We start from the raw sequence: 22,332 nt of genomic DNA, 5'->3' as shown, positions 1-22,332 counted from the left end.
GTACGGAGCTCCTCGGCCCACGGAATCCGTCACGCATAGGTAGGGTCGGGCCATGCTGTACGGACGGGGGACGGAGCAGGCGGTCATCGGCCGGCTGCTGGCGGAGGCGGCCGAGGGGCGCAGCGGGGTGCTGGTGCTGCGCGGCGAGCCGGGGATCGGGAAGACCGCGCTGCTGGACGCGGCGGCGGCGGCGGCCGCCGGGGGCCGGGTGCTGCGGGCGGCGGGCGTGGAGTCGGAGGCCCGGCTGCCCTACGCGCTGCTCAGCCAGCTGCTGGCGCCGGTGCTGGACCGGGTCGGGGCGCTGCCCGGGCCGCAACGGGCCGCGCTGGAGCGGACCTTGGGGCTGGCCGAGGGCCCGGCGGGGGACCGGTTGCTGGTCGGGCTGGCGGTGCTGACCCTGCTCGGCGACCTGGCGGAGGAGTCGCCGGTGCTGTGCCTGCTGGACGACCTGCAGTGGGCGGACCAGGAGTCGGCGCAGGCCGTGCAGGTGGCGGCCCGCCGGCTGGGCGCGGAGCGGGTCGCGGTGCTGCTGGCGACCAGGGCGGACGGCCCGGAGCCGGCCGGCCTGCCGGAGCTGCGGGTCGAGCCGCTGGCGGAGGCCGCCGCGGTCGCGCTGCTCGCCCGCACCGCCCCCGGACTCACCGACCGGGCCGGGGTGCTGGCGGCCGCGCAGGGCAATCCGCTGGCGTTGGTGGAGCTGCCCGCGCAGGGCGCGCAGGGCGGGCTGCCGCCGGCCGGCCGGCTGCGGCTGGCCTACCACGGGCAGGTCAGCCGGCTGCCCGCCGGGGCGCAGCGCTGGCTGCTGCTGGCCGCGCTGGAGGAGGCCGGGTCGCTGGAGGTGCTGCTGCGGGCGGCGGGGGACTGCGGCCTGACGGTCGCGGACCTGGGGCCGGCCGAGGAGGCGGGCCTGCTGCGGGTGGAGCTGGCCGAGCAGCGGGTGACGTTCCGTCATCCGCTGCTGCGCTCCGCGCTGGTGGACCGGGCGCCGCTGGCCGACCGGCTGGCCGCGCACGCGGCGCTGGCCCGGGCGTACGGCCCGGCGGAGCCGCTGCGGCGGGCCTGGCACCGGGCGCTGGCGGCGACCGGACGCGACGAGGGTGCGGCGGAGGAGCTGGCCGCGGCGGCCGCGGGGGCGGCCTCCCGGGGCGGGCACACCGGGGCGTCCGCGGCGTACGAGCGGGCCGCCCGGCTGAGCCAGGACCGGGCGCGGGAGCGGGAGTTGACGGTGGCCGCGGTGGAAGCCGCACTGGAGGCGGGCGAGGTCGACCGGGCCGAGCGGCTGGCCGCCGCCGCGGACACCCCGGACGCCGACCCGGTGACCCGGGCGCACCTGCTGTTCGCCCGCGGGGTGGCCGAGTTCTGGCGCGGCGAGCACCGGGCCGCGCACCGGCGGCTGGTGGAGGCAGCCGGCCTGGTCGCGGACCGGGCGCCCGGCCCGGCGGCCCGGGTGCTGGTACAGGCCCTGCACGCGGCCTGGTACGACGATGCGGCGGCGGTGCGCGACACCCTCGACGCCCTGGGCGCGCTGGCGCTGCCGGCCGGAGACCCGCTGGCGCCGCTGGTGGGCTACCTGGCGGCCGCCCTCGGCGGGTCCGCCGGGCCGACGCTGCCGGAGGCCGAGCGGGCGGCCCGGGCAGCCGGCGCGGCCGTGCCGGTGGACCTTCTGCTGCCCTGCGGGGCCGCCCTGGTGCCCGGCCACGACCGGGAGGCGCTGGACCTGTCCCGCCGGCTGGTCCGGGAGGCCCGCGAGGCCGGCGCGTTCGGGACGCTGCCCACCCTGCTGTTCTTCCTCGCCGAGGCCGAGCTGTTCGACGGCCGCCCGGGCGTGGCGGCCGACCACGCGGCGGAGGCCCTGCAGCTCGCCCTGGACAGCGGACAGCCGCTGTGGTCCGGCCAGTTGCACGGCTTCCTGGCCCACCTGGCGGCCGTCCGCGGCGAGGAGGCCCGGTGCCGCGAGCACGCCGCCGAGGCGCAGGCCCGGGGCGGGGCCGGCGGGCCGTGGGCGCGCTGGGCGCTCGGCGTGCTGGAGCTGGGCGCCGGGCGGGCCGAGGACGCGCTCGGGCAGCTGGCGGCGATCGCCCGCGGCGCGCACGGCTTCCACGTCTCCGCGACCCGTTCGGTGCCCGACCTGGTGGAGGCCGCGGTCCGGCTGCGCGCCACCGAGCAGCTCGCCGAGCCGCTGGACCGCTTCGAGCGGTGGGCCGCCCGCAGCGGGCAGCCGTGGGCCCGGGCGCTGGTGCACCGCTGCCACGCGCTGCTCGCCCCCGACGAGTGGGCCGAGGAACGCTTCCTGGCCGCGCTCGCCGGGCACGCCGAGCAGCCCCGCCCGTGGGAGCAGGCCCGCACCGAGCTGCTGTACGGCGAGTGGCTGCGGCGCGGCCGGCGCAAGGCCGAGGCCCGGGCGCCGCTGCGCTCCGCCGAGCAGACCTTCCGGCGACTGGGCGCACTGCCCTGGGCGGAGCGCGCCCGGCTGGAGCTGGACGCCACCGGGGCGGCCCCCGCCGGCGGCCCGGCAGGCGTGGTGGCGGGGCTGACCCCGCAGGAGTCGCAGATCGTCCGGCTGGCCGCGCAGGGCCTGTCGAACCGGGACATCGCGGCCCAGCTGTTCCTCAGCGCCCGCACCGTCGGGCACCACCTGTACAAGGCGTACCCCAAGCTCGGGGTGGTCTCCCGCACCGAGCTGGCGGGGGTGCTGCCGGCGCTGTCCTGACCGGCGTCGAAACCCCGTCGTTTACAACAGCTTGGCCAAATGCCGGAAGGCCCTCGCGGAGTGTCGTCACGCAGTGGCAGACTGCTCCCACGGGGTCCAACTGTTAATCCGGGGCGGAGGTTTGCATGACGGGCCTGCAGACGGGCAGCGGTGCGACCGCGCGTCGCATCCAGTTGGGCGCCCAGTTGCGGCGGCTGCGCGAGGCCCGCGGCGTGACCCGGGAGGACGCGGGCTACTCGATCCGGGCCTCGGAGTCGAAGATCAGCCGGATGGAACTCGGCCGGGTCGGCTTCAAGCAGCGCGACGTCGCGGACCTGCTGACCCTGTACGGCGTGGAGGACGAGGAGTCCCGCTCCGCCCTGCTGGGACTGGTCGGCGAGACCAACGCCCCCGCCTGGTGGCACGGTTACGGGGACGTCATCCCGGGCTGGTTCCAGACGTACCTCAACCTGGAGGACGCCGCGAACCTGGTCCGCAGCTACGAGGTGCAGTTCGTGCCCGGGCTGCTGCAGACCCCGGACTACGTGCACGCCGTGATGCGGGCGGGTAGCCCCGCCGCGCCGGACGAGGAGATCGAACGCCGGGCGGCCGTCCGGCTCCGCCGCCAGCAGCGCTTCCTGGCCGCCGACAGCACGGCCCGGCTGGAGCTGATCGTCGACGAGACGGCGCTGCGCCGCCCGTGCGGCGGCCCCGAGGTGATGCGCGGTCAGCTGGAGCGGCTGTCCGAGCTGTCGCTGCGGGAGACCATCAGCCTGCGGGTGCTGCCCCTGGGCATGGGCGCGCTGGCGGCCGACAGCGGGGCGTTCACCCTGCTGTGCTTCCCCGAGCCGGACCTCGCGGACGTGGTGTACGTCGAGCAGTTCACCACCGCGCTGTACCTGGACAAGCCGGTCGAGGTGGACGAGTACTCCACCGCGCTGGAGCGGGTGTGGGCGGCCGCGCTGTCGGAGGACGAGACCAGGGCGCTTCTCGCGGAGATCCTCCAAGAGGGCTAGTACACAATTAAGATGATGATCCGTCAGTAGGTGGTCGCCAGCGCCGAAAGGGATCAGATGTCCTTGATCGCGGAACTCGCCCAGCAGTACATCGACGGCCAGTGGCGGCCGGGTACCGGCTCCTGGGACATCGTGGACCTGGATCCCTTCAGCGGGGAGAAGCTCGCCTCCTTCACGGTCGCCACCGCCGAGGAGATCGACCAGGCCTACCGCGCCGCCGAGCGCGCCCAGCCCGCCTGGGCCGCCACCAGCCCCTACGAGCGGCGCCTGGTCTTCGAACGCGCCCTCCAGGTGGTCGAGGCCCGCGAGGCCGAGATCCTCCAGGTGATGACCGTCGAACTCGGCGGCACCCTGATGAAGTCCGGCTTCGAACTCTCCCTGGTCAAGGACATGCTGCGGGAGGCGATGTCGGTGGCGCTGCGCGCCGAGGGGAGGATCCTGCCCTCGCCGGTGCCCGGCAAGGAGAACCGGCTCTACCGCCTCCCGGTCGGCGTGGTCGGCGTGATCAGCCCCTTCAACGCCCCCGTCTTCCTCTCCCTGAAGGCCGTCGCCCCGGCCCTCGCCCTCGGCAACGCCGTCGTCCTCAAGCCGCACCAGGACGCCCCCGTGGCCGGCGGCACCCTGATCGCCAGGATCTTCGAGGAGGCCGGCCTGCCCGCCGGTCTGCTCAACGTGGTGCTCACCGACATCGCCGAGATCGGCGACGCCTTCATCGAGCACCCCGTTCCCAAGGTCATCGCCTTCACCGGCTCCGACTCCGTCGGCCGGCACGTCGCCGCCGTCGCCGCCGGCCGGCTCAAGCGGGTGGTCCTCGAACTCGGCGGCAACAGCGCGCTGGTGGTCCTCGACGACGCCGACGTCGACTACGCGGTGGACGCCGCCGTCGCCAGCCGCTTCGTCCACCAGGGCCAGATCTGCATGGCCGCCAACCGGATCCTGGTCGACCGCGCGCTGTTCGCCGAGTTCAGCGAGAAGTTCACCGCCAAGGTCGCCTCCCTGGTGGCCGGCGACCCCGGCGACCCCGCCACCCAGCTCGGGCCGCTCATCAACTCCGCCCAGGCCGAGGCGATCACCGCCGAGGTCGACCGGGCGCTGGCCGACGGCGCCCGCGCCCTGCTCCACGGCAGCACCGTCGGCACCCTGGTCCGGCCCACCGTGCTCACCGACATACCGGCGGACGCGCCGATCCTGCGGCGCGAGGTCTTCGGCCCCGTCGCGCTGCTGATCCCCTTCGACGGCGAGGAAGAGGCGGTCCGGATCGCCAACTACACCCCGTTCGGCCTCTCCGGCGCCGTCCACACCGCCGACACCGAACGCGGCGTCAGGTTCGCCCAGCGGATCGACACCGGCATGATCCACGTCAACGACGGCACCATCGCGGACGAGCCCGCGGTCCCGTTCGGCGGCGAGAAGAACTCCGGCGTCGGCCGCCTCAACGGCGACACCAGCATCGACGCCTTCACCACCGTCAAGTGGATCTCCATCCAGCACGGGCGCTCCCGCTTCCCGTTCTGATCCGGGCCGCCCCGTCAGTCGCGGGTCAGCCGGAACGCCTCCAACTCGGTGCCGTACCAACGGGTGGTGCGGCCCAGCGGGGTCATGCCGAGGCGCCGGCAGACGGCGATCGACGGGGCGTTGTCGGGGCGGACCACCGCGTGGACCTCCGGCAGGCCGGCGGCGAACGCGCCGGCCAGGACGGCGCGGGCGGGCTCGGTCGCCCAGCCGTTGCCCCAGCTGTCGGGGTGGAAGTGCCAGCCGACCTCGATCTCGCCGTCGCCGTCCGGGATCGGCACGAGCAGCACGGAGCCCGCCACCACCCCGGTCTCCCGGACCTCCACCGCCCAGATCCCGTACCGCCCGTCGGGGGTGCAGCGGGCGGCGAACCGTTCCAGGAGGGCGTCCGCCTCCTCGGGAGAGGCCAGCACGCGGGGCTGGGCGCCCAGCCAACGGGCCACCTCCCAGCGGGAGTAGAGGTCGTAGGCGCGGTCCCGGTCGGCGGGTCGCCAGGGGCGCAGGACGAGGCGTTCGGTGGTCGTCGTCGACATGGCGGCAGGCTACTGCGGGACGGACGGCCCCGTCGCGGGGAGCTGCGGGAGGCCGTCGACGAGTCCGAGCACCACGCGGTCGCCGAGCGGACGGGCGAGGCGGAACTCCACCGGGGCGTAGCCGAGCATGGCCGGGCAGGCCTCGTCGGGGCCGAGCGCCTGCGGGGTGGTGCGGCCGATCAGGACGACGGCGCGGTCGGTCTCGTGGACGGTGCCGGGGCCGACCGTGTCGCAGCCGAACGGGACGGTGGCGGTGAGCACCAGGCCGTCCGCCGAGACCGACCGCAAGGTGGTGGCCGTGCCGTCGCCGACCCAGCCCTCGGCCTTGACCGGTGGCCGCTGCGAGAGCACGGCGGGGTAGCGGAACGGCTGGTCGTAGCCGGCCACGGTGAACTCCCAGACCGGGACGGTGGCCCGACCGCGGCTGGTGGCGACGGTGGTGGTGCCGGGCCGGACGGCGGTGACGGTGAGCCGGTGCCCGCAGTCGGCGGCGCAGGAGTCGCTGCGGTGGGTGAGCGAGGTGTAGGTGTCCTGCGCGGAGCGCAGCGGCAGGGTGAGCCTGGAGCCGTCGGCGAACTCGACCTGTGCGGCCCCGGAGAAGGTGACCGGGAGGCCGGTCCGCAGGTCGAACCGGCCGTCGCCGTAGGCGAGTTTGTCGGCGCCGTCGTGGAAGGCGTCCGCGGGCAGCCACTCGGTGGTGTCCTCCACCGGGTAGTAGCCGTGCTCCCAGGCTTCGGCCGCGGCCGAGCCGGGCCAGGCGGCGGTGATCTCGGCGGCGCGCACGGCGGCGGCTCCGGTGGCGGGGCGCACCTCTGGCCCGGCCGTGATCAGGCCGGGCTGCGGGCGGCCGATCGGCGCGGTGCCGGTCCGCTCCGCGCCGCACCCGCCGAGCAGCAGGGCGGCGACCGCCACCGCCAGTACGATCCGTCCACGCATGGTGCCCCCTGGTGCTCCCGGTCAGACGGTCGTTGGACGGGGCGCCGGCCGGACCGGTTCCCGGGAACGCGGCAGGGGCCGCCCGCGCGCGGACGGCCCCTGCCCGGCGGGGACTCAGAACAGCGGGACGCCGGCCCGGACCAGGCGCCAGCCGCCGGTGCCGTAGAACTCGGTCGGGTCGATCACGCCCTTGGCCTTCACCCAGGCGATCATGGTGTTGCGGATCTCGTCGGAGTTCGCCCACACCTGCTGGGCCTTGGCGACGTGCGGGAAGTTGCCGCCGCCGTTGGCGCGGTAGTTGTTGACCGCGAGGACGAACTGCCCGGCCGGGTCGACCGGGGCGCCCTGGTACGACAGGTTGACGATGCGGCTGCCGACCGGCTGCGCGATGTCGATGTCGTAGCTGACCCCGTAGATCGAGTCGTAGTTGTAGTCGGGGGTGTTGTTGGACTGGTTGGTCAGGGTGTCCAGGTTGATCGGGTCGCCCGGGGCGACCTGGGCGTAGTACTTGGCGGAGTACTCCAGGTAGTCCTTGATCTGGGCGCCCGTCAGCAGGCGGGCCTCCAGGGTGTTCTCGTAGATGTACAGGCCGGCCGCGTCGCGCAGCTTGACCTCGCCGGCCGGGATGACGGCGGTGCGGTTGAACGGCGCGGCCTGGGCCAGCACCGGCAGGCTCGCGTACTGGCCGCCGGCCAGCGCGTCGCGCACCGCGTCGGCCTGGACCCGGCCGATCAGGTCGATGATCGGGGTGTCCTTGAACCGGGACTCGGCGATGGAGAGGGTCTCCTTGCAGGTGCCGATGACCTGGTTGACGTAGGCGACGACCTTCTTGTGCTGGGCGTCGACCAGCTCGACGATCTTCGGGTCCTCGGCGACGGTGTTGGAGTTCAGCAGGCGCGAGCTGACGCCGGTGACGGTCCACCGGCCGCGGCAGAACTCGACCTCGAAGTCGAAGCAGGTCAGGCGCTCGCCCCAGAGGGCGGGCTCGGACAGCACGACGTTCTTGCCGGTCTGCTCGTTGACCACGATCCGCTGCGGGATCTCCTTGTGGGCGTGGCCGACCAGGATCGCGTCGATGCCGGGCACCGAGGCGGCCATCGCGGCGCCCGCGTTCTCGGCGTAGGGCAGCTGGTCGCCCCAGGAGGACGGGTCGTCGACGCCGGTGTGGGCGGAGACCACGACCACGTCGGCGCCGGCGGCGCGCAGCTTCGGCACCCACTTGGCGGCGACCTCGGGGATGCCCGGGAAGGTCAGCTGGCCCTGCACGTTGGCCTTGTCCCAGATCGCGATGCCGGGGTTGGTCAGGCCGAGGATGCCGACCCGGAGCGGGCGGCCGTGGCCGAGGTGCAGCTCGCGGATGACGTAGGGCGGGAAGGCCGGCTTCTCGTCCTTGGCGTTCAGCGCGTTGGCGCCGAGCAGCGGGAAGTCGAGCTGGTCCTGGTAGGCGCGCAGCAGCGGGATGCCGTAGTTGAACTCGTGGTTGCCGAGCGCGGCGGCGTCGTAGCCGATGGCGTTCATGGCGGCGGCCATCGGGTGGCGCGGGGCCTTCTTGCCGGTGATCGGCTCGATCCGGGCGAAGTAGTAGGACAGCTGGGTGCCCTGGATGGTGTCGCCGGCGTCGATCAGCAGGGTGTGGCCGCGGCCCTTCTCCTTGCGGACCTGCTCGACCAGGGTGGAGATCTTGGCCAGGCCGACGTCGTTGTGCGCCTTGTCGTCGTACTCGGAGTCGGTGAAGTACTCCCAGTTGAAGACGTGGCCGTGCAGGTCGGTGGTGCCCATCACGGTGAAGCTCGTCCTGAACGGCACGGGGCCCCGGCCGTGGGACTCGTCGAGGTCGGCGGCGGCGGCGGGGGTGGCCGCGGCGGCGGACAGGCCGCCGACCAGGGCGGCCCCGGCCGCGGTCGCGGCGGAGCGGGTGACGAAGTCACGGCGGTTCAGGGTCATCGAGGACTCCAAGTCGGGCGGTACGGGGCCGTCAAACGGGGCCGTCAACCGGGGTGGGCGGCAGGGCAGGTGACACCCCGCCACCCGTGGTGACGCGCGTAGAAAACGTGTCTGGCAGTCTGCCCGGTTCTGGCCGCCGGGACCAGCCCCGCGAGCTTTCCAACAGGTGAGATCTGGGTGACCCGGACGCGTCGCCGCCCGGACCGGCTCGCACGCGCGTCCGTCAAGGTCGGCAGGGCCGGATCACCCTGCCGCCACCCGCCGTGCCGGGCAGGTCCGTTCATCAAATCTTTCGCCAACTGCCATGGGGGGACTGGCCGGAACAGCGCTGTTACGCCCCGGTAATGCCTAGGCTCTGGGGTATGCGCCGAGCAAAAATCGTTTGTACTCTCGGGCCTGCCGCGGACTCGTACGACCAGATCAAGGCCCTGGTCGACGCGGGCATGGACATCGCCCGACTGAACCTCAGCCACGGCTCCCACGCGGAGCACGAGGAGCGTTACCACCGGGTCCGCAAGGCCTCGGACGAGTCAGGTCGCAGCGTGGGGGTGCTGGCCGACCTGCAGGGCCCGAAGATCCGGCTGGCGACCTTCGCCGACGGGCCGGTCCTGCTGGAACGCGGGGACGAGTTCACCATCACGGTCGACGACGTCCCCGGTGACCGGGAGATCTGCGGCACCACCTACAAGGGCCTCGCCGCGGACGTCTCGCGCGGCGAGCGGATCCTGGTCGACGACGGCCGGGTCTGCCTGGAGGTCACCCACGTCGAGGGCCCCCGGGTGCACTGCATCGTGATCGAGGGGGGCCTGGTCTCCGACCACAAGGGCCTGAACCTGCCCGGGGTCGCCGTCTCGGTGCCCGCGCTCTCCGACAAGGACGTCGAAGACCTGCGCTGGGCACTGCGGACCGGGGCCGACATCATCGCGCTGTCGTTCGTGCGCAGCGGGAAGGATGTCGACGAGGTGCACCGGATCATGGCCGAGGAGGGCCGTCGGATCCCGGTGATCGCCAAGATCGAGAAGCCGCAGGCGGTGCAGAACCTGGAGTCCATCGTGGACGCCTTCGACGGCATCATGGTCGCCCGCGGCGACCTGGGCGTCGAACTCCCGCTGGAGCAGGTGCCGATCGTCCAGAAGCGCGCGGTCAAGCTGGCCAAGCGCAACGCCAAGCCGGTGATCGTCGCCACCCAGATGCTGGACTCGATGATCAACGCCTCCCGGCCGACCCGCGCCGAGGCCTCGGACGTCGCCAACGCGGTGCTCGACGGCACCGACGCGGTGATGCTGTCCGGGGAGACCTCCGTCGGCAAGTACCCGGTGGAGACGGTCAAGACCATGGCCCGGATCGTCGAGGCCGCCGAGGAGGACGTCCTGGCGGACGGGCTGCCGCCGCTGACCGCGAGCAGCAAGCCCCGCACCCAGGGCGGCGCGGTGGCCCGGGCCGCCGCCGAGATCGGCGACTTCCTGAACGCCAAGTACCTGATCGCGTTCACCCAGAGCGGCGACACCGCCCGTCGGCTGACCCGGTACCGCTCGCCGATCCCGGTCCTGGCCTTCACCTACGAGCCCGCCGTGCGCAGCCAGTTGGCGCTCACCTGGGGCGTGGAGACCTTCCTCGGCCCGTTCGTCACCACCACCGACGAACTGGTCGCCCAGGTCGACTCCGCGCTGCTGAGCCTCGGCCGCTGCAAGCCCGGCGACATCGTGATCATCACCGCCGGCTCCCCGCCCGGCCTGGCCGGCTCCACCAACCTGGTGCGCGTGCACCACGTCGGCGAACTCGACAACTGACCCCGTGACGGAGGGGCCGCCCCGACCGGGGCGGCCCCTTCCGGCTGCTGTCACACCGTCAGGACGATCTTGCCGCGCAGGTGCCCCTGCTCGCTGAGCCGGTGCGCCTCGGCGGCGTCCGCCAGCGGCAGCACCCGGTGCAGCGGCAGCACCAGCGTGCCGGCCTCGTGCAGGGCCAGCGCCGCCGCGTGGGCGCGCTGCTGGGAGGCGTCGTCGCCGCCCGCGCTGAACCGCACCCCGTACCGCTCCGCGCCCACCGCGTCCGCGATGGTCACCACCCGGTCGGCGCCGCCGGTCAGTTCGATCGACAGCCGCAGCACGTCGCCCTGCCCGGTGGCGTCCACCGCCAGGTCCACGCCGCCCGGGGCGGCCGCCCGGATCCGCTCGGCCAGGCCCTCGCCGTACGCCACCGGAACCGCGCCCAGCTCGCGCAGGTAGGCGTGGTTGGCCTCGCTCGCGGTGCCGACCACGGTGATGCCGCGGGCCCGGGCGAACTGCAGCAGCAGGGTGCCGACGCCGCCCGCCGCACCGTGCACCAGCAGGGTCTGCCCGGCCCGCGCGCCGAGGGTGTCGAGGATCCGCTCGGCGGTCTCCGCCGCCACCGGGATCGCCGCGGCCAGCTCCCGGTCCAGCGAGGCCGGCCGGTGGGTCAGCCGGGCGGCGGAGGCCAGCGCCCGCTCGGCGTAGCCGCCGCCGGTCACCGCGCCGAACACCTCGTCGCCGACCGCGAACCCGGTCACCTCCGGTCCGACCGCCGCCACCGTGCCGGCCACCTCGTAGCCGGGCACCGAGGGGAAGGTCACCGGGAAGACCCCGGCCAGCTCGCCGGCGCGCAGCTTGCGGTCCAGCGGGTTGACGCCCGCCGCGCCGACCTCGACCAGCACCTGGCCGGGCCCGGGGGCGGGCAGCTCGACGTCGATCGGACGCAGCACGTCCGCGCTGCCGTACTCGGGGAAAGCGATCGCCTTGGTCATCGGAACGTCCTTGCTCTGGAAGGGGGTTGCTCGGTTCGACGGGTTCCATCCTGCGCCCCGGACGATCACGCCCGGCCGGCCGTTCGGACAGTTCGACCTGGCCGAACGGCCAGGCCCGGGCGGGCGGCCCCCGACTAGGCTGGGAGCCATGGACGAACAGTGGAACCGCCCGCAGGACGCGCTCGCCCGCGCCGTCGAGGTGCTGCGCGAACCCCGTTCCGGCCTGCTGGCACGCCTGTCGAAGGTGGTCGGCACGCTGGTCCCGCACCTGGCGGTCGCCCAGCTCAGCGGCGTGTGCGCGTTCTCCCCGGCGCACGCCGTCGGCCCGGGCGACCTGTCGGCGGCGGTCGGCAGCCTGGAGCTGTCCCGGCTCGGCGAGCAGGCCGTGGCGGCCGCCGGTGCGGGTCGGCCCTGGCAGGGCGAGGCCGAACTCGCGGGCCGGACCAGGCCCGTGGTGGTGGTGACCACCAGCCCGGGCGGTGGCAAGGGCGCCGTCCTGGTGCTGGTCCTCGCCGACCCCGGGCCCGTCCCCGCGGACGCGCTGGCGGTCCTCCAGCAGCTGTGGGACGTGGTGGTCGCGCACTCCGACCACCGGGCCACCGACGCCGCCCCCACCCAGGCCGCGGTCTCCCGGATCTCGGCGAGCGCCCGGGCCCGGGCGCTCGCCGAGTCCACCGGCACCCACAGCGCCGCGCTCAGCGCCATCCTCGCCCCGCTGCGCTCCGCCGACCTGGACGACGCCGCCGCCCGCCGCGCCGCCACCGAACTCGCCGTCACCGCGCTGCTGGAGCTGCGCCGCTCCGCCGACCTGGACCGGGAGCTCAGCGAGGAGCCCGCCGACGCCGCGTTCGCCCGGCTGGCCCGCGAACTGCGGCCGCTGCTGCGCCACACCAAGGTCCGGCTGGACGCCGCGCCGCCGGCCGACGCCGGCCGCTCCGTCCCCGCCGACACCGCACACGCCGCCCGGGACGCCGTCCGGGCCGCCGTGCTGCTGATGCTCGACCAGGAGAAGCCCACCCGGCTGCACGTCGGCTGGCAGTTCGCCGAGGGCGGCGGCCTGCGCGCCACCGTCCGCGGCGACGGCCTCGGGGTGCTGGCCGCCGACGCCCTGACGGTGCACCGCACCGCCGACCGGATCGCCGCGCTCGGCGGCCGCAGCAGCGTCGAGGCGGTGCCCGGCTGGGGCACCACCGTCACCGTCGACCTGCCGCTGGCGGTGCCCGACCCCGCCCCGGCCGGCGACCCGCTGGACGGCCTCCAGCCGCGCGAACTCGAAGTGCTCGACCGGCTGGCCCGGGGCCGCCGCAACCGGGACATCGCCGCCGAACTGCACATCAGCGAGTCCACGGTGAAGTTCCACGTCGCCAACATCCTGGCCAAGCTGGGCGTCGCCTCGCGCGGCGAGGCCGCCGCCCTCGCGCACCGGGCCGGACTGCCGGCCGGGCTGCACCTGGCGTCCTGACCGCGGAGGGCCGGAAAGTTCGTCAACCACCCTACAGTTGTCGGGAGTTCACGGTTATCACCGGCGCGGTGCGGCCTCGTCCCGGAGCTGTCACGGGCCGGATCGGGCTCCGCGGGCGCGGGTAGCGTCCCGGTCGACGGCGCCGCACCCCGTATCCCACACCGGCGCCGCGGGAGGGAACCCGTCATGAACCGCAGCTCCGTCCGCCCCGCCAGACGCACCGTCCGGACCGCCGCCGCGCTGGCCGCCGCCGCGCTGATCGCCGCCGGCGCCACCGCCTGCAACGACGACGACCCGGCGCCCGCCGCCACCGCGAGCCACCCCGCCGGGGCCCCGGCCGCCGCCGCGAGCGCCGCCGCGAGCAGCGGCACGCAGGGCGCGAGGACCGTGCAGGTCGGCAGGACCGCCTGGTGGGGCGGCCTCAAGTTCGAGGTGAAGAGCGCCACGTACACGCCCGGCGCGAACGGCGACTACCAGGTGGTGCTGGACACCGCCGTCACCAACACCTTCCGGACCACCGCCGTCAACTACTGGCCCGACCTGGCCATCGACCTCGGCGGCACCCCCGTCACCGGCGACCAGGGCACCGCCGTCCCGCCCGTGCCCGGCGCGACCAACCCGCTGCCGATCACCTTCCGCGGCGTCACCGACAAGAGCCACCCGTTCGCCTTCGACGGCGCCTCCTTCGTGCTCGGCGCCCCCGGCACCGCCCAGGCCGTCGTCCCGCTCGGCAAGGGCGGCCGCGCCGCCGTCAGCCTCAAGCCCGTCGACCTGAAGCTGTCCGGCACCAGCATCACCTCCGGCCGGCTCACCCTCGACCTCAAGTCCGCGCAGGTGCGCGCCGACTTCGGCGACGGGAACGGCGTCACCACCCTGAAGCCCGGCCAGCGCGCCGTGCTGGTGCTGTTCGACATGAAGGGCGCGGTCGGCCCGGCCGGCATGGCCGTCGACGGCTCGGTGCTGCGCCTGAAGCTCCCGAACGGCCAGGAGGTCGGCCCCACCGTCGCCCCGATCGAGGCCATCTACCCGGACCGTCCGCTGCGCCAGGACCAGGCCGCCTGGTTCGTGTTCAGCGGCGCCACCGACGGCGACTACACCTTCTCCGTCACCGACGCCCCGAACGCCGCCGCACCCGTCAAGCTCACCGGCACCGGCCTGGCCGACAGCGGCCCGCTGTCCTGACCGCCCGGGAACGCGCCGCGCCGCCGTGGCGATGATCACCCCGGCGGCGCGCAGCCAAGGAAAGGAGACCTTGGAATCGAAGAGAAAGTGCCCCGAGTGGGATTCGAACCCACACCGTACGGTGTTTGAGACCGTTGCCTCTGCCGATTGGGCTATCGGGGCCCAGCGGATCGAAGGTCAGACCCCCCACCGTGGTGAACCAAACATACCGTGTCTGGGTAGGCTCATGCATGCAGCACCCCGCCGGACCGAGGAGCCCCGTGAGCACCGCCGACGAGCAGCCCCAGCCGCTTGACACCGACTCGCCCCAGATCACCCGAATCGTCATCGCCGAGGACGAGGCACTGATCCGCCTCGATCTCAAGGAGATGCTGGAGGAGGAGGGCTACACCGTGGTCGGTGAGGCCGGGGACGGCGAGACCGCGGTCCGGCTGGTCGAGGAGCTCAAGCCCGACCTGGCCATCCTGGACGTGAAGATGCCCGTCCTGGACGGCCTCTCCGCCGCCGAGCGGATCCACGAGCAGCACCTGGCGCCGGTGCTGATGCTCACCGCGTTCTCCCAGCGCGAGCTGGTCGACCGGGCCCGCGACGCCGGCGCGATGGCGTACATCGTCAAGCCGTTCAGCAAGAGCGACCTGGTGCCGGCCATCGAGATGGCGGTCTCCCGCTACACCGAGATGCGCACCCTGGAGCAGGAGATCGCGGACCTCTCGCAGCGGCTGGAGACCCGCAAGCTGGTCGACCGCGCCAAGAGCGTGCTGCAGACCAAGTTCGGCCTGAACGAGCCCGCCGCGTTCCGCTGGATCCAGAAGACCTCGATGGACCGCCGGATGACCATGGCCGCCGTCGCCGAGGCCGTGATCGAGGAAGGCGCCGCCCAGGACCGCAAGAAGGCCGAGGCCGCCGAGGGCTGAGCCCCGCACCCGCAACGCGAGAGCGCCCCGTCCCACCGAGGGACGGGGCGCTCTCGCGCTGCGCCGACGGGCGGTCAGTCCTCGCCGAGGTACTGGCGGCGCACCGTGTCGTCGCGGAGCAGCTCCGCGCCGGTGCCGGAGAGCGTGATGTGTCCGGTGGTCATCACGTACGCCCGGTCGGAGAGCGAGAGCGCGGCCTGCGCGTTCTGCTCGACCAGCAGGACGGTCATGCCGGACGCCTTCAGCTCCACGATGGTCGCCATGATCTTCTGCATCATCAGCGGGGACAGGCCCATGGAGGGCTCGTCCAGCATGAGCAGCCTCGGCCGGGACATCATGGCCCGGCCCATGGCGAGCATCTGCTGCTCACCGCCGGAGAGGGTGCCGGCGGCCTGCTTGCGGCGCTCGCCGAGGATCGGGAAGAGCGTGTAGGCGCGCTCGACGTCCTCCGCGATGCCGGCCGCGTCCTTGCGGAGGAACGCGCCGAGGAGGAGGTTCTCCTCGATCGTCATCCGCGGGAAGATGTGCCGGCCTTCGGGGGAGTGGGCGAGGCCCAGCGACACGATCTTGTGCGCGGGAACGGCGTCGATCGCCGCGCCCTCGAACAGGATCTTCCCCGCGGTCGGCCGGAGCAGACCGGACAGGGTCCGCAGGGTGGTGGTCTTGCCGGCGCCGTTGGTGCCGATCAGGGTGGTGACCTCGCCCTGGTTCACCGTGAAGCTGATGCCCTTGACGGCCTCGATCTTGCCGTACGCGACGCGGAGGTCCTCGACCTCGAGCAGAGCGGTCACTGGTCGTCCTCCGTACCTGCGGTGGTGCCTTCGAGCGGGGTGCCGAGGTAGGCGGTGATCACGCGCTCGTCGTTCTGGACGGTCTCCTTGTCACCCTCGACGATCTTCTGGCCCTGGACGAGCACGGCGGTGCGGTCGCACAGGTTGAAGATGAACTTCATGTCGTGCTCGATGACCAGGATGGCGATCCCCTTGTCGCGGATCGCGAAGACCAACTCCTCCGCGGCGTTGGTCTCCTGGGGGTTCATGCCGGCCGTGGGCTCGTCCAGCAGCAGGACGCCGGGCTCGCTGGCGAGGGCGCGGGCGATCTCCAGCTTGCGCTGCTCGCCGTAGGGCAGGTTGCGGGCCAGGTGCTCGGCCTTGTGCGCGAGGCCGCAGAACTCCAGGAGCTCCATGGCCTTCTCCCGGCTCTCGGCCTCGGCGCGCCGGTAGCCGGGACCGCGCAGGATCGCCGAGAACAGGCCCTCCTTGGTGCGGGTGTGCCGGCCGACCAGGACGTTCTCCAGGACGGTCATGTTGGCGAAGAGCCGGATGTTCTGGAAGGTCCGGGCGATGCCCGCCTGGGTGACCAGGTGCGGCTTGGGCGGCAGCACGGTGCCCTTGTACTTCACCGTGCCCTCGGTGGGCACGTAGAGGCCGGTGAGGCAGTTGAAGAAGGTGGTCTTGCCGGCGCCGTTGGGGCCGATCAGACCGACGATCTCGCCTTCGCCGACGGTCAGGTCGACGTTGTTGACGGCGGTGAGGCCGCCGAAGCGCATGATGACGCCGCTGGCTTCGAGCAGCGGGGCGGCCGCCGTGGCGCCTTCCGGACGGGGACCCGGGACGGTCTGGGTGGTCATGGTGTGTCTCACGCCCCTGCGGTGGTGAGGCCGGCGGGGCCGGGTTCGGTTCGGGCGGGGTCGTCGTCGGTCCGGGCGGGGGCCGCCGGCTCGTCGTCCTTCTCGTGGAACTCCAGCTGTGCGCGGCGGTTGGCGATGAGACCCTCCGGCCGCAGGCGCATCAGGAGGACGAGGGCGATGCCGAAGACGAGGAGCTGGTACTCCTTCAGGAAGACGAGCTTCTCGGGGATCAGGTAGAGCAGGGTGGCGCCGAGCAGCGGTCCGGCGATGGTGCCCATGCCGCCGAGGACGACGGCGGCGACCAGGAAGGCGCTGTTGGGCGGGACGGCGCCGGCGAACTGGTACGGGTCCGGGACGACGCTGTAGCTGACGTGGGCCATGACGGTGCCGGCGAGGCCGGCGAGCGCGGCGCCGAGGGCGAAGGCGAGCAGCTTGAGCTTGAAGCCGTTGATGCCCATGGCCTGCGCGGCGGTCTCGTCCTCGCGGATGGCGACCCAGGCGCGGCCGATCCGGGAGTCGTTGGCCCGGCTGAAGACCGTCACCACGAACGCGGTGACGAGCAGCATCAGCAGGAAGTAGTTGGCGAAGCGCCCGAGGGTGAAGGAACCGAAGGTGTGCGCCTGGCCGAAGTCGAACCCGAGGATGTCGAGGTCGGGGATGTTGCGGATGCCGTTCGGGCCGTTGGTGACCTTGGGGCCGGAGACGCCGTCGAGGCTGTTGACCGCGATGCGGAAGATCTCTCCGAAGCCGAGGGTCACGATGGCGAGGTAGTCGCCGCGCAGCCGCAGCGTCGGGGCGCCGATGACGACGCCGAAGACCAGGGCCGCGGCCATGCCGACCAGGGCGGCGCCCCAGAAGGGCAGGTGCAGGCCGACGGGGGAGCTGGTGGATCCGGAGACCAGGGCGGCGGCGTAGGCGCCGACGCCGAGGAAGGCGACGTAGCCGAGGTCGAGGAGGCCGGCGAGGCCGACGACGACGTTCAGGCCGAGGGCGACGGTGGCGAAGATCAGGATGTTGACGCCGACCGAGGCGAAGTGGTCGTCGCTCTGGGTGAAGGGGAAGGCGGCGGCCGCGGCGAAGGCGGCCCCGGTGGTGGTGCCGCGGTGTCGGGCGGTGAGGGCGGTGAGCCGGGAGACGAGTCCGGCGCGCATCAGGGCCCAGGTGCCGAGGCCGGTGAGGACGAGGAAGCCGATGAACAGCTCGCCGTACTCGGTGACGATGCCGTAGGTGAAGACGGTCAGGCCGAGGGCGGCGACCGCGATGATGATCAGCGTCTCGACCCAGCGGTTGAGCGGCTTCACCGGGGCCAGGTCGGGGTTGGGGCCGACCAGGCGGGCGAAGGAGCCGAGGTGGTGCCGGACGATGGCGAGGACGCCGCCGGAGGAGGGGCGGCCGACGGCGGGGCCGGTCTGCGGCAGGCCGAGGGCGCCGACCAGGGGGAGCAGGGAGGCGACGCCGGCGATCCAGCCACCGGGTTCCAGGTTGGCGAGGCCGCCGAGTTCGGTGGCGATCGCGATCAGGGTGAACCAGGTGGTGGCCGCGGCGGCCGCGCCGAGGACGAGCACCGGCGCGTTGGGGCCGGCAGGGGTGAGCCAGCGGGTGCCCTTCACGCCGTACAGCGGCAGTGCGAAGAGGGCGGTGAGCAGCCCGGCCGCGAGGGTCAGGATCTGCAGGCCGCCGGGGTAGCCGTCGACGGTGAGGTCGCCGGGGAACTCCGAGGTCCAGGTCCAGTGGATGAACGTGGAGGCGGCGGTGGCGAGGCCGCCCGCGAGGACGAGCGCCTTGGCGGCCGGGAGCGGCAGCGGGAGGGTGGGGCTCTTGGTGGTGGTCATGGTGGCTGCTCCGTTCCTCAGGCTCGGTCCGCGACGCGCTCGCCGAGCAAGCCTTGTGGCCGCACGAGGAGGACGACGATCAGGAGGACGAAGGCCCAGACGTTGGCCCAGGAGCCGCCGCCGAGCTGGTGCATGCCGGGGATCTCCTGGATGTACGCGGTGGCGAGGGCCTCCGCGACACCGAGGACGAGGCCGCCGAGCATGGCGCCGTAGATGTTGCCGATGCCGCCGAGGACGGCCGCGGTGAAGGCCTTGAGGCCGGCGAGGAAGCCCATGGTGGGGGCGACCTGGCCGTAGCGCAGCCCCCAGCCGATGGCGGCGACCGCGGCGAAGGCGGCGCCGAGGGCGAACGCGATCACGATGATGCGGTCGGTGTTGATGCCCATCAGCTTGGCGGTGTCGGGGTCCTGCGCGGTGGCTTGCATGCCCCGGCCGGTGCGGGTCTTGCCGACGAAGGCGGCGAGCGCGCCCATGCAGAGCGGGGCGGCGACGAAGAGGAAGATGTCGGCGGGCTGCAGGGTGACGCTGCCGATGTGGTACGGGCCGCCGGGCAGCTGCGGGAAGCTGCGGCCGGACTTGGCGCCGGGGTAGAACTGCTCGACGACCTGCTGGAGCGCGAGGGAGAGGCCGATCGCGGTGATGAGCGGTGCCAGCTTCGGGGCGCCCCGCAGCGGGCGGTAGGCGAAGCGCTCGGCGGCCACGGCGACGATGACGGAGATCAGCACGCCACCGAGGAGCATGAGCGGGAGGGCGAGCCAGATCCCGATGCCGTCGGGCAGGACCAGGTACGTGGTGAGGGCTCCGAACCCACCGGTCATGAAGATCTCGCCGTGGGCGAAGTTGATGAGCTGGACAATGCCGTAGACCATTGTGTAGCCGATCGCGATCAGCCCGTAGAGGGAGCCGAGGATCAGGCCGTTGGCCAGCTGCTGCGGCAGTTCGTGCACCGCTGGGCCTCCGAGTGGATTCGGGGTAGGGGGGTTCGGTTGCGGGATGGGACGAACCGTTGTGGAACGGCGGGGACGCTGGTTCTCAGCGCCCCCGCCGGTGGCTCGTTCTGTCGCGTGCTGTCAGGCCGCCGCCGGGTGGGGCGGCCGGTTTCTCAGTCGGCAGGTCAGCCGGAGTAGGTGCCGCTCTTGGCGACCGTCCAGGCGCCGTCCTTGACGGTGTAGACGGTGAGCTGCTTGTTGACGGCGTCGCCGTACTCGTCGAAGCCGACCTTGCCGGTGACACCGTCGAAGCTGACCTTGCTCATCGCGGAGACGACCTTGGCGCGGGCGTCGGCCGGGAGCTTGCCGCCGTTGTCGGCGACGGCGGCCTTGACGGCCTGGATGATCGACCAGGCGGCGTCGTAGGAGTAGCCGCCGTAGGCCGCGTACGGGTCGGAGTAGCCGGCCGCCTTGTAGTCGGCGACGAACTTCTTGGCGGAGTCGAGGGACTCGACCGGGGCGCCGACGGAGGTCGCGAAGTCGCCGTTGGCGTTCTTGTTGGCCTTGTTGATGTACTCCGGGTCGTACATGCCGTCGCCGCCGAAGACGGGGGCGGTGACGCCGGCCTTCTTGAGCTGGTCGGAGAGCGGGCCGGACTGCGGGTACTCGCCGCCGTAGTAGATCACGTCGGCGCCGGCGGCCTTGGCCTTGGTGACCACGGCCGAGAAGTCCAGGTTGTTCTCGTCGATGTGGTCCTGGCCCTTGATGGTGCCGCCGAGCTTGGTGAACTCCTTCTGGAAGGCGCCGACCAGGCCGACGCCGTAGGTCTTCTTGTCGTCGATCAGGTAGGCGGTCTTCTTGCCGAGGTCGTTGTAGGCGTACTGGGCGGCGAACGGGCCCTGGATGGCGTCCGTGGTCGCGGTGCGGAAGTACGTCTTGAAGGGGCGCTGCTTCGCGGTCTCGAACTTCTCGCCCTGGGTGAGGGCGGGGTTCGTGTTGGCCGGGGACACCTCGACGAGGCCGGCCGACTCGAAGACCTGCTGCATGGACTGGGCGACGCCCGAGTTCAGCGGGCCGACGACGCCGAGGACGCTCTTGTCGGCGACGAGGGCGGTGGCGTTCTGCTGGCCTTCCTGGGGCGACTTCTTGTCGTCCAGGGCCTTCACCTTGAAGGTGACGCCGGGAACTTCCTTGTTGTCGTTCGCGATCTTGGCGGCCAGTTCCACGGAGTGCTGGATGCCGAGGCCGAGGGCCGAGAGCGGGCCCGTCAGCGGTGCGTCGACGCCGATGGTGACGGTGGTGCCGCCCGCGTCGCCGCTGGTGCCGGACTTTTCGCCGCGCGAGCCGCAGGCCGAGAGGGTGAGCGCTCCGGTTACGGCAATGGTCACGACAAGCAGTGAGCTCTTTCGCACGACGAGGGTCTCCTTCGGGACTGGAAGACACGCGCACAGGGCTGGCGGTGCCGGAACGCGTCGACCGAGCCCGGTAATCGGACAGTCGGTGACTGGCCGTGACTCTAGACCGGGCGGGACGGCTCCGGCAGAGGGGTAGGAGAGGCTGTGATTCTCTTGTTATGACCACGCTGGAAGTTGATCTCACATCATGGTCGGAAAACCCAGGCAGGGCCCGGAATCCCGGGCTCCGTCCCGAGGTGTGGATGGTTGCCCTCCCCAACTCGCTGGTCACAACCAGGTTCTCCGATTATCGGACAGGTTTGTCCGGCTCCGAGGGGGTGGTCGCGGGTGTCCGATTATCGGGATTGTCGCAACTCGAATGCAGCGCAGCCGAAAGGTCGCGGGCGTAGGAGTCGCCCAGAATCTGACTCACCGTCTCCATTGCGCGCGTGTTACGCAGCGTTACATCGAGGAAAGGCAGCCCCGCGTCGGCCGGCGCCGCCGCGCAGTCCGTCACCTTCAGGCCCACCCGCAGCGACACCGTGCTCCCCACCGGCACCGTCTGCGGCAGCCAGCCCGAGACCACCACGGACAGCCCCCGGTACCCCTGGCTGACGCCCAGCACGTCCACCGGCGCGGGACCGGAGTTGTGCACCGTCAACTGCAGCGCGAAGGACTCCTGTCCGTACGCCGCCGGGCCGCCGTAGCTGACCCTGGTGGACTGCGAGGGGAACGGCGGCAGCGCGGGCGGCGGCGAGTTCGCCGCGTGCTCCGGCCGGTTGGCCGCGTGACGGGCCGTCAGGAACAGCGTCACCGCCAGCAACGCCGTCACCAGGACGCGCTTCTGGCCCGGGCTCAGCAGCCGCGGCGGCTCGTCGGAGGGCAGCACGAGGGGCGTCCAGGTGCCCTCGCCCGGCTCCACCGGACCGAGGAACCCCCTGGCGTGCCTGGCAGTTCGCGCTCTCCGGACATGGCGGCGCCCCCTCGTCCAGCCGAGACTGCCCCTGGCGGGGCGCGGCCAAACCCGAGGGGGCGCGCGGAGGTGGAACGGGGGCGCGCTACAGGTCGCGCAGCATGCAGGTCAGCCGGCAGGAGGTGATCCGGCGGCCGGTGTCGTCGGTCACCGCGATCTCGTACGTGGCCGCGGTCCGGCCCTTGAACACCGCCGTCGCCACGCCCGTCACCAGGCCCGAGGTGGCCGAACGGTGGTGCGTGGCGTTCAGGTCCACGCCCACCGCGTACCGGCCGGGGCCGGCGTGCAGCATCGCGCCGATCGAGCCCAGCGTCTCCGCCAGCGCCGCCGACGCCCCGCCGTGCAGCAGCCCGTACGGCTGCTGGTTGCCCTCCACCGGCATCGTCCCGACCACCCGGTCCGGGGAGGCCTCGACGATGGTGATGCCCAGCTTCTCGCCCAGGTGCCCGCCCGAGAAGGTCTCCGGGCTCACCCCCAGCTTGGCGAAGTGGTCCAGCACGTCCTGGGGCACTTTCAGTACGGGCGCCGCGTCGGTCATGGTGCTCCTGTTCGGGGGTTCGCTGCGGGTGCGCGCGTCGATCGTACGACTGTCTACCCGCCGGTAGGGAGGTGCTCCGCGCCG

18 protein-coding genes and 1 tRNA gene are annotated in these 22,332 nt (G+C 73.0%); 7 read left to right on the top strand and 12 right to left on the bottom strand.

Translation table 11 applies throughout. The features are described 5' to 3' along the window. Window positions 1-52: 52 nt before the first annotated feature. From BX266_RS09365 to BX266_RS09355, 3 genes are all read left to right on the top strand, one after another. Window positions 53-2,710 (top strand): AAA family ATPase, encoded by a 2,658-nt coding sequence (locus BX266_RS09365; protein ID WP_099898441.1) that lies wholly within the window; start codon window positions 53-55, stop codon window positions 2,708-2,710. Window positions 2,711-2,835: 125 nt separating this feature from the next. Beyond that, window positions 2,836-3,705 carry a helix-turn-helix transcriptional regulator gene (locus tag BX266_RS09360; RefSeq protein ID WP_099898440.1) on the top strand — a complete coding sequence of 290 codons (870 nt, stop codon included), beginning with the start codon at window positions 2,836-2,838 and terminating at the stop codon, window positions 3,703-3,705. A gap of 57 nt (window positions 3,706-3,762) precedes the next feature. Next, window positions 3,763-5,220: an aldehyde dehydrogenase family protein gene (locus BX266_RS09355; protein ID WP_099898439.1), complete on the top strand. Its 1,458-nt coding sequence runs from the start codon at window positions 3,763-3,765 to the stop codon at window positions 5,218-5,220. A 14-nt stretch (window positions 5,221-5,234) separates the two neighbouring features. On the opposite strand, the gene BX266_RS09350 is transcribed toward BX266_RS09355, so the two are convergent. From BX266_RS09350 to BX266_RS09340, 3 genes are all read right to left on the bottom strand, one after another. Continuing rightward, a complete protein-coding gene (locus BX266_RS09350; RefSeq protein WP_099898438.1) occupies window positions 5,235-5,750 on the bottom strand; it encodes a GNAT family N-acetyltransferase in 516 nt (171 codons plus the stop codon). 9 nt (window positions 5,751-5,759) lie between these two features. Next, window positions 5,760-6,686: a hypothetical protein gene (locus BX266_RS09345; protein ID WP_143686892.1), complete on the bottom strand. Its 927-nt coding sequence runs from the start codon at window positions 6,684-6,686 to the stop codon at window positions 5,760-5,762. A gap of 114 nt (window positions 6,687-6,800) precedes the next feature. Then, window positions 6,801-8,630, bottom strand: coding sequence for a bifunctional UDP-sugar hydrolase/5'-nucleotidase (locus BX266_RS09340; RefSeq protein WP_099898436.1), 1,830 nt, complete (start codon window positions 8,628-8,630; stop codon window positions 6,801-6,803). Window positions 8,631-8,992: 362 nt separating this feature from the next. Here BX266_RS09340 and pyk point away from each other — a divergent pair, with 362 nt between their 5' ends. Beyond that, window positions 8,993-10,420, top strand: coding sequence for a pyruvate kinase (gene pyk, locus BX266_RS09335; RefSeq protein WP_099898435.1), 1,428 nt, complete (start codon window positions 8,993-8,995; stop codon window positions 10,418-10,420). 50 nt (window positions 10,421-10,470) lie between these two features. On the opposite strand, the gene BX266_RS09330 is transcribed toward pyk, so the two are convergent. After that, window positions 10,471-11,394 (bottom strand): NADP-dependent oxidoreductase, encoded by a 924-nt coding sequence (locus BX266_RS09330; RefSeq protein ID WP_099898434.1) that lies wholly within the window; start codon window positions 11,392-11,394, stop codon window positions 10,471-10,473. Window positions 11,395-11,542: 148 nt separating this feature from the next. Here BX266_RS09330 and BX266_RS40810 point away from each other — a divergent pair, with 148 nt between their 5' ends. Together BX266_RS40810 and BX266_RS09320 are read left to right on the top strand one after the other, a co-directional pair. Continuing rightward, window positions 11,543-12,856, top strand: coding sequence for a response regulator transcription factor (locus BX266_RS40810; protein WP_099898433.1), 1,314 nt, complete (start codon window positions 11,543-11,545; stop codon window positions 12,854-12,856). Between the two features lie 186 nt (window positions 12,857-13,042). Next, window positions 13,043-14,038 carry a hypothetical protein gene (locus tag BX266_RS09320; protein ID WP_099898432.1) on the top strand — a complete coding sequence of 332 codons (996 nt, stop codon included), beginning with the start codon at window positions 13,043-13,045 and terminating at the stop codon, window positions 14,036-14,038. An 88-nt stretch (window positions 14,039-14,126) separates the two neighbouring features. Here BX266_RS09320 and BX266_RS09315 read toward each other — a convergent pair. Beyond that, a tRNA-Leu gene (locus tag BX266_RS09315) sits at window positions 14,127-14,200 on the bottom strand. 68 nt (window positions 14,201-14,268) lie between these two features. Between BX266_RS09315 and BX266_RS09310 the strand changes: the two genes are divergently transcribed. Continuing rightward, complete coding sequence (locus tag BX266_RS09310; RefSeq protein ID WP_399169302.1) at window positions 14,269-14,952, top strand: ANTAR domain-containing response regulator; 684 nt, start codon at window positions 14,269-14,271, stop codon at window positions 14,950-14,952. Between the two features lie 74 nt (window positions 14,953-15,026). On the opposite strand, the gene BX266_RS09305 is transcribed toward BX266_RS09310, so the two are convergent. From BX266_RS09305 to BX266_RS09275, 7 genes are all read right to left on the bottom strand, one after another. Further along, window positions 15,027-15,743: an ABC transporter ATP-binding protein gene (locus tag BX266_RS09305; RefSeq protein ID WP_099898430.1), complete on the bottom strand. Its 717-nt coding sequence runs from the start codon at window positions 15,741-15,743 to the stop codon at window positions 15,027-15,029. Beyond that, window positions 15,740-16,582: an ABC transporter ATP-binding protein gene (locus BX266_RS09300; RefSeq protein WP_099898429.1), complete on the bottom strand. Its 843-nt coding sequence runs from the start codon at window positions 16,580-16,582 to the stop codon at window positions 15,740-15,742. The genes BX266_RS09305 and BX266_RS09300 overlap by 4 nt, the downstream gene beginning before the upstream one ends. A gap of 8 nt (window positions 16,583-16,590) precedes the next feature. Continuing rightward, window positions 16,591-18,414: a branched-chain amino acid ABC transporter permease gene (locus tag BX266_RS09295; protein ID WP_099898428.1), complete on the bottom strand. Its 1,824-nt coding sequence runs from the start codon at window positions 18,412-18,414 to the stop codon at window positions 16,591-16,593. 17 nt (window positions 18,415-18,431) lie between these two features. Then, complete coding sequence (locus BX266_RS09290; protein WP_099898427.1) at window positions 18,432-19,361, bottom strand: branched-chain amino acid ABC transporter permease; 930 nt, start codon at window positions 19,359-19,361, stop codon at window positions 18,432-18,434. A 167-nt stretch (window positions 19,362-19,528) separates the two neighbouring features. Continuing rightward, entirely contained in the window at window positions 19,529-20,755 is a 1,227-nt protein-coding gene (locus BX266_RS09285; RefSeq protein ID WP_099898426.1) for a branched-chain amino acid ABC transporter substrate-binding protein, read from the bottom strand. 289 nt (window positions 20,756-21,044) lie between these two features. Further along, entirely contained in the window at window positions 21,045-21,626 is a 582-nt protein-coding gene (locus BX266_RS09280; protein ID WP_147437093.1) for a Tat pathway signal sequence domain protein, read from the bottom strand. A gap of 169 nt (window positions 21,627-21,795) precedes the next feature. After that, on the bottom strand, window positions 21,796-22,248 hold the full coding sequence (locus BX266_RS09275; protein WP_014135167.1) for a PaaI family thioesterase: 453 nt from the start codon (window positions 22,246-22,248) through the stop codon (window positions 21,796-21,798). Between the last annotated feature and the right edge of the window lie 84 nt (window positions 22,249-22,332).

The organism is Streptomyces sp. TLI_171 (genome assembly GCF_003610255.1).
In the GTDB taxonomy this organism is placed as follows: domain Bacteria; phylum Actinomycetota; class Actinomycetes; order Streptomycetales; family Streptomycetaceae; genus Kitasatospora.
This window is presented reverse-complemented; position numbering and strand designations above follow the sequence as displayed.

Coding starts and splice junctions, on each gene's coding strand:
- BX266_RS09365 (WP_099898441.1), top strand. CDS start 53: ATGCTGTACGGACGGGGGACGGAGCAGGCGGTCATCGGCCGGCTGCTG.
- BX266_RS09360 (WP_099898440.1), top strand. CDS start 2,836: ATGACGGGCCTGCAGACGGGCAGCGGTGCGACCGCGCGTCGCATCCAG.
- BX266_RS09355 (WP_099898439.1), top strand. CDS start 3,763: ATGTCCTTGATCGCGGAACTCGCCCAGCAGTACATCGACGGCCAGTGG.
- BX266_RS09350 (WP_099898438.1), bottom strand. CDS start 5,750: ATGTCGACGACGACCACCGAACGCCTCGTCCTGCGCCCCTGGCGACCC.
- BX266_RS09345 (WP_143686892.1), bottom strand. CDS start 6,686: ATGCGTGGACGGATCGTACTGGCGGTGGCGGTCGCCGCCCTGCTGCTC.
- BX266_RS09340 (WP_099898436.1), bottom strand. CDS start 8,630: ATGACCCTGAACCGCCGTGACTTCGTCACCCGCTCCGCCGCGACCGCG.
- pyk (WP_099898435.1), top strand. CDS start 8,993: ATGCGCCGAGCAAAAATCGTTTGTACTCTCGGGCCTGCCGCGGACTCG.
- BX266_RS09330 (WP_099898434.1), bottom strand. CDS start 11,394: ATGACCAAGGCGATCGCTTTCCCCGAGTACGGCAGCGCGGACGTGCTG.
- BX266_RS40810 (WP_099898433.1), top strand. CDS start 11,543: ATGGACGAACAGTGGAACCGCCCGCAGGACGCGCTCGCCCGCGCCGTC.
- BX266_RS09320 (WP_099898432.1), top strand. CDS start 13,043: ATGAACCGCAGCTCCGTCCGCCCCGCCAGACGCACCGTCCGGACCGCC.
- BX266_RS09310 (WP_399169302.1), top strand. CDS start 14,269: ATGCAGCACCCCGCCGGACCGAGGAGCCCCGTGAGCACCGCCGACGAG.
- BX266_RS09300 (WP_099898429.1), bottom strand. CDS start 16,582: ATGACCACCCAGACCGTCCCGGGTCCCCGTCCGGAAGGCGCCACGGCG.
- BX266_RS09295 (WP_099898428.1), bottom strand. CDS start 18,414: ATGACCACCACCAAGAGCCCCACCCTCCCGCTGCCGCTCCCGGCCGCC.
- BX266_RS09275 (WP_014135167.1), bottom strand. CDS start 22,248: ATGACCGACGCGGCGCCCGTACTGAAAGTGCCCCAGGACGTGCTGGAC.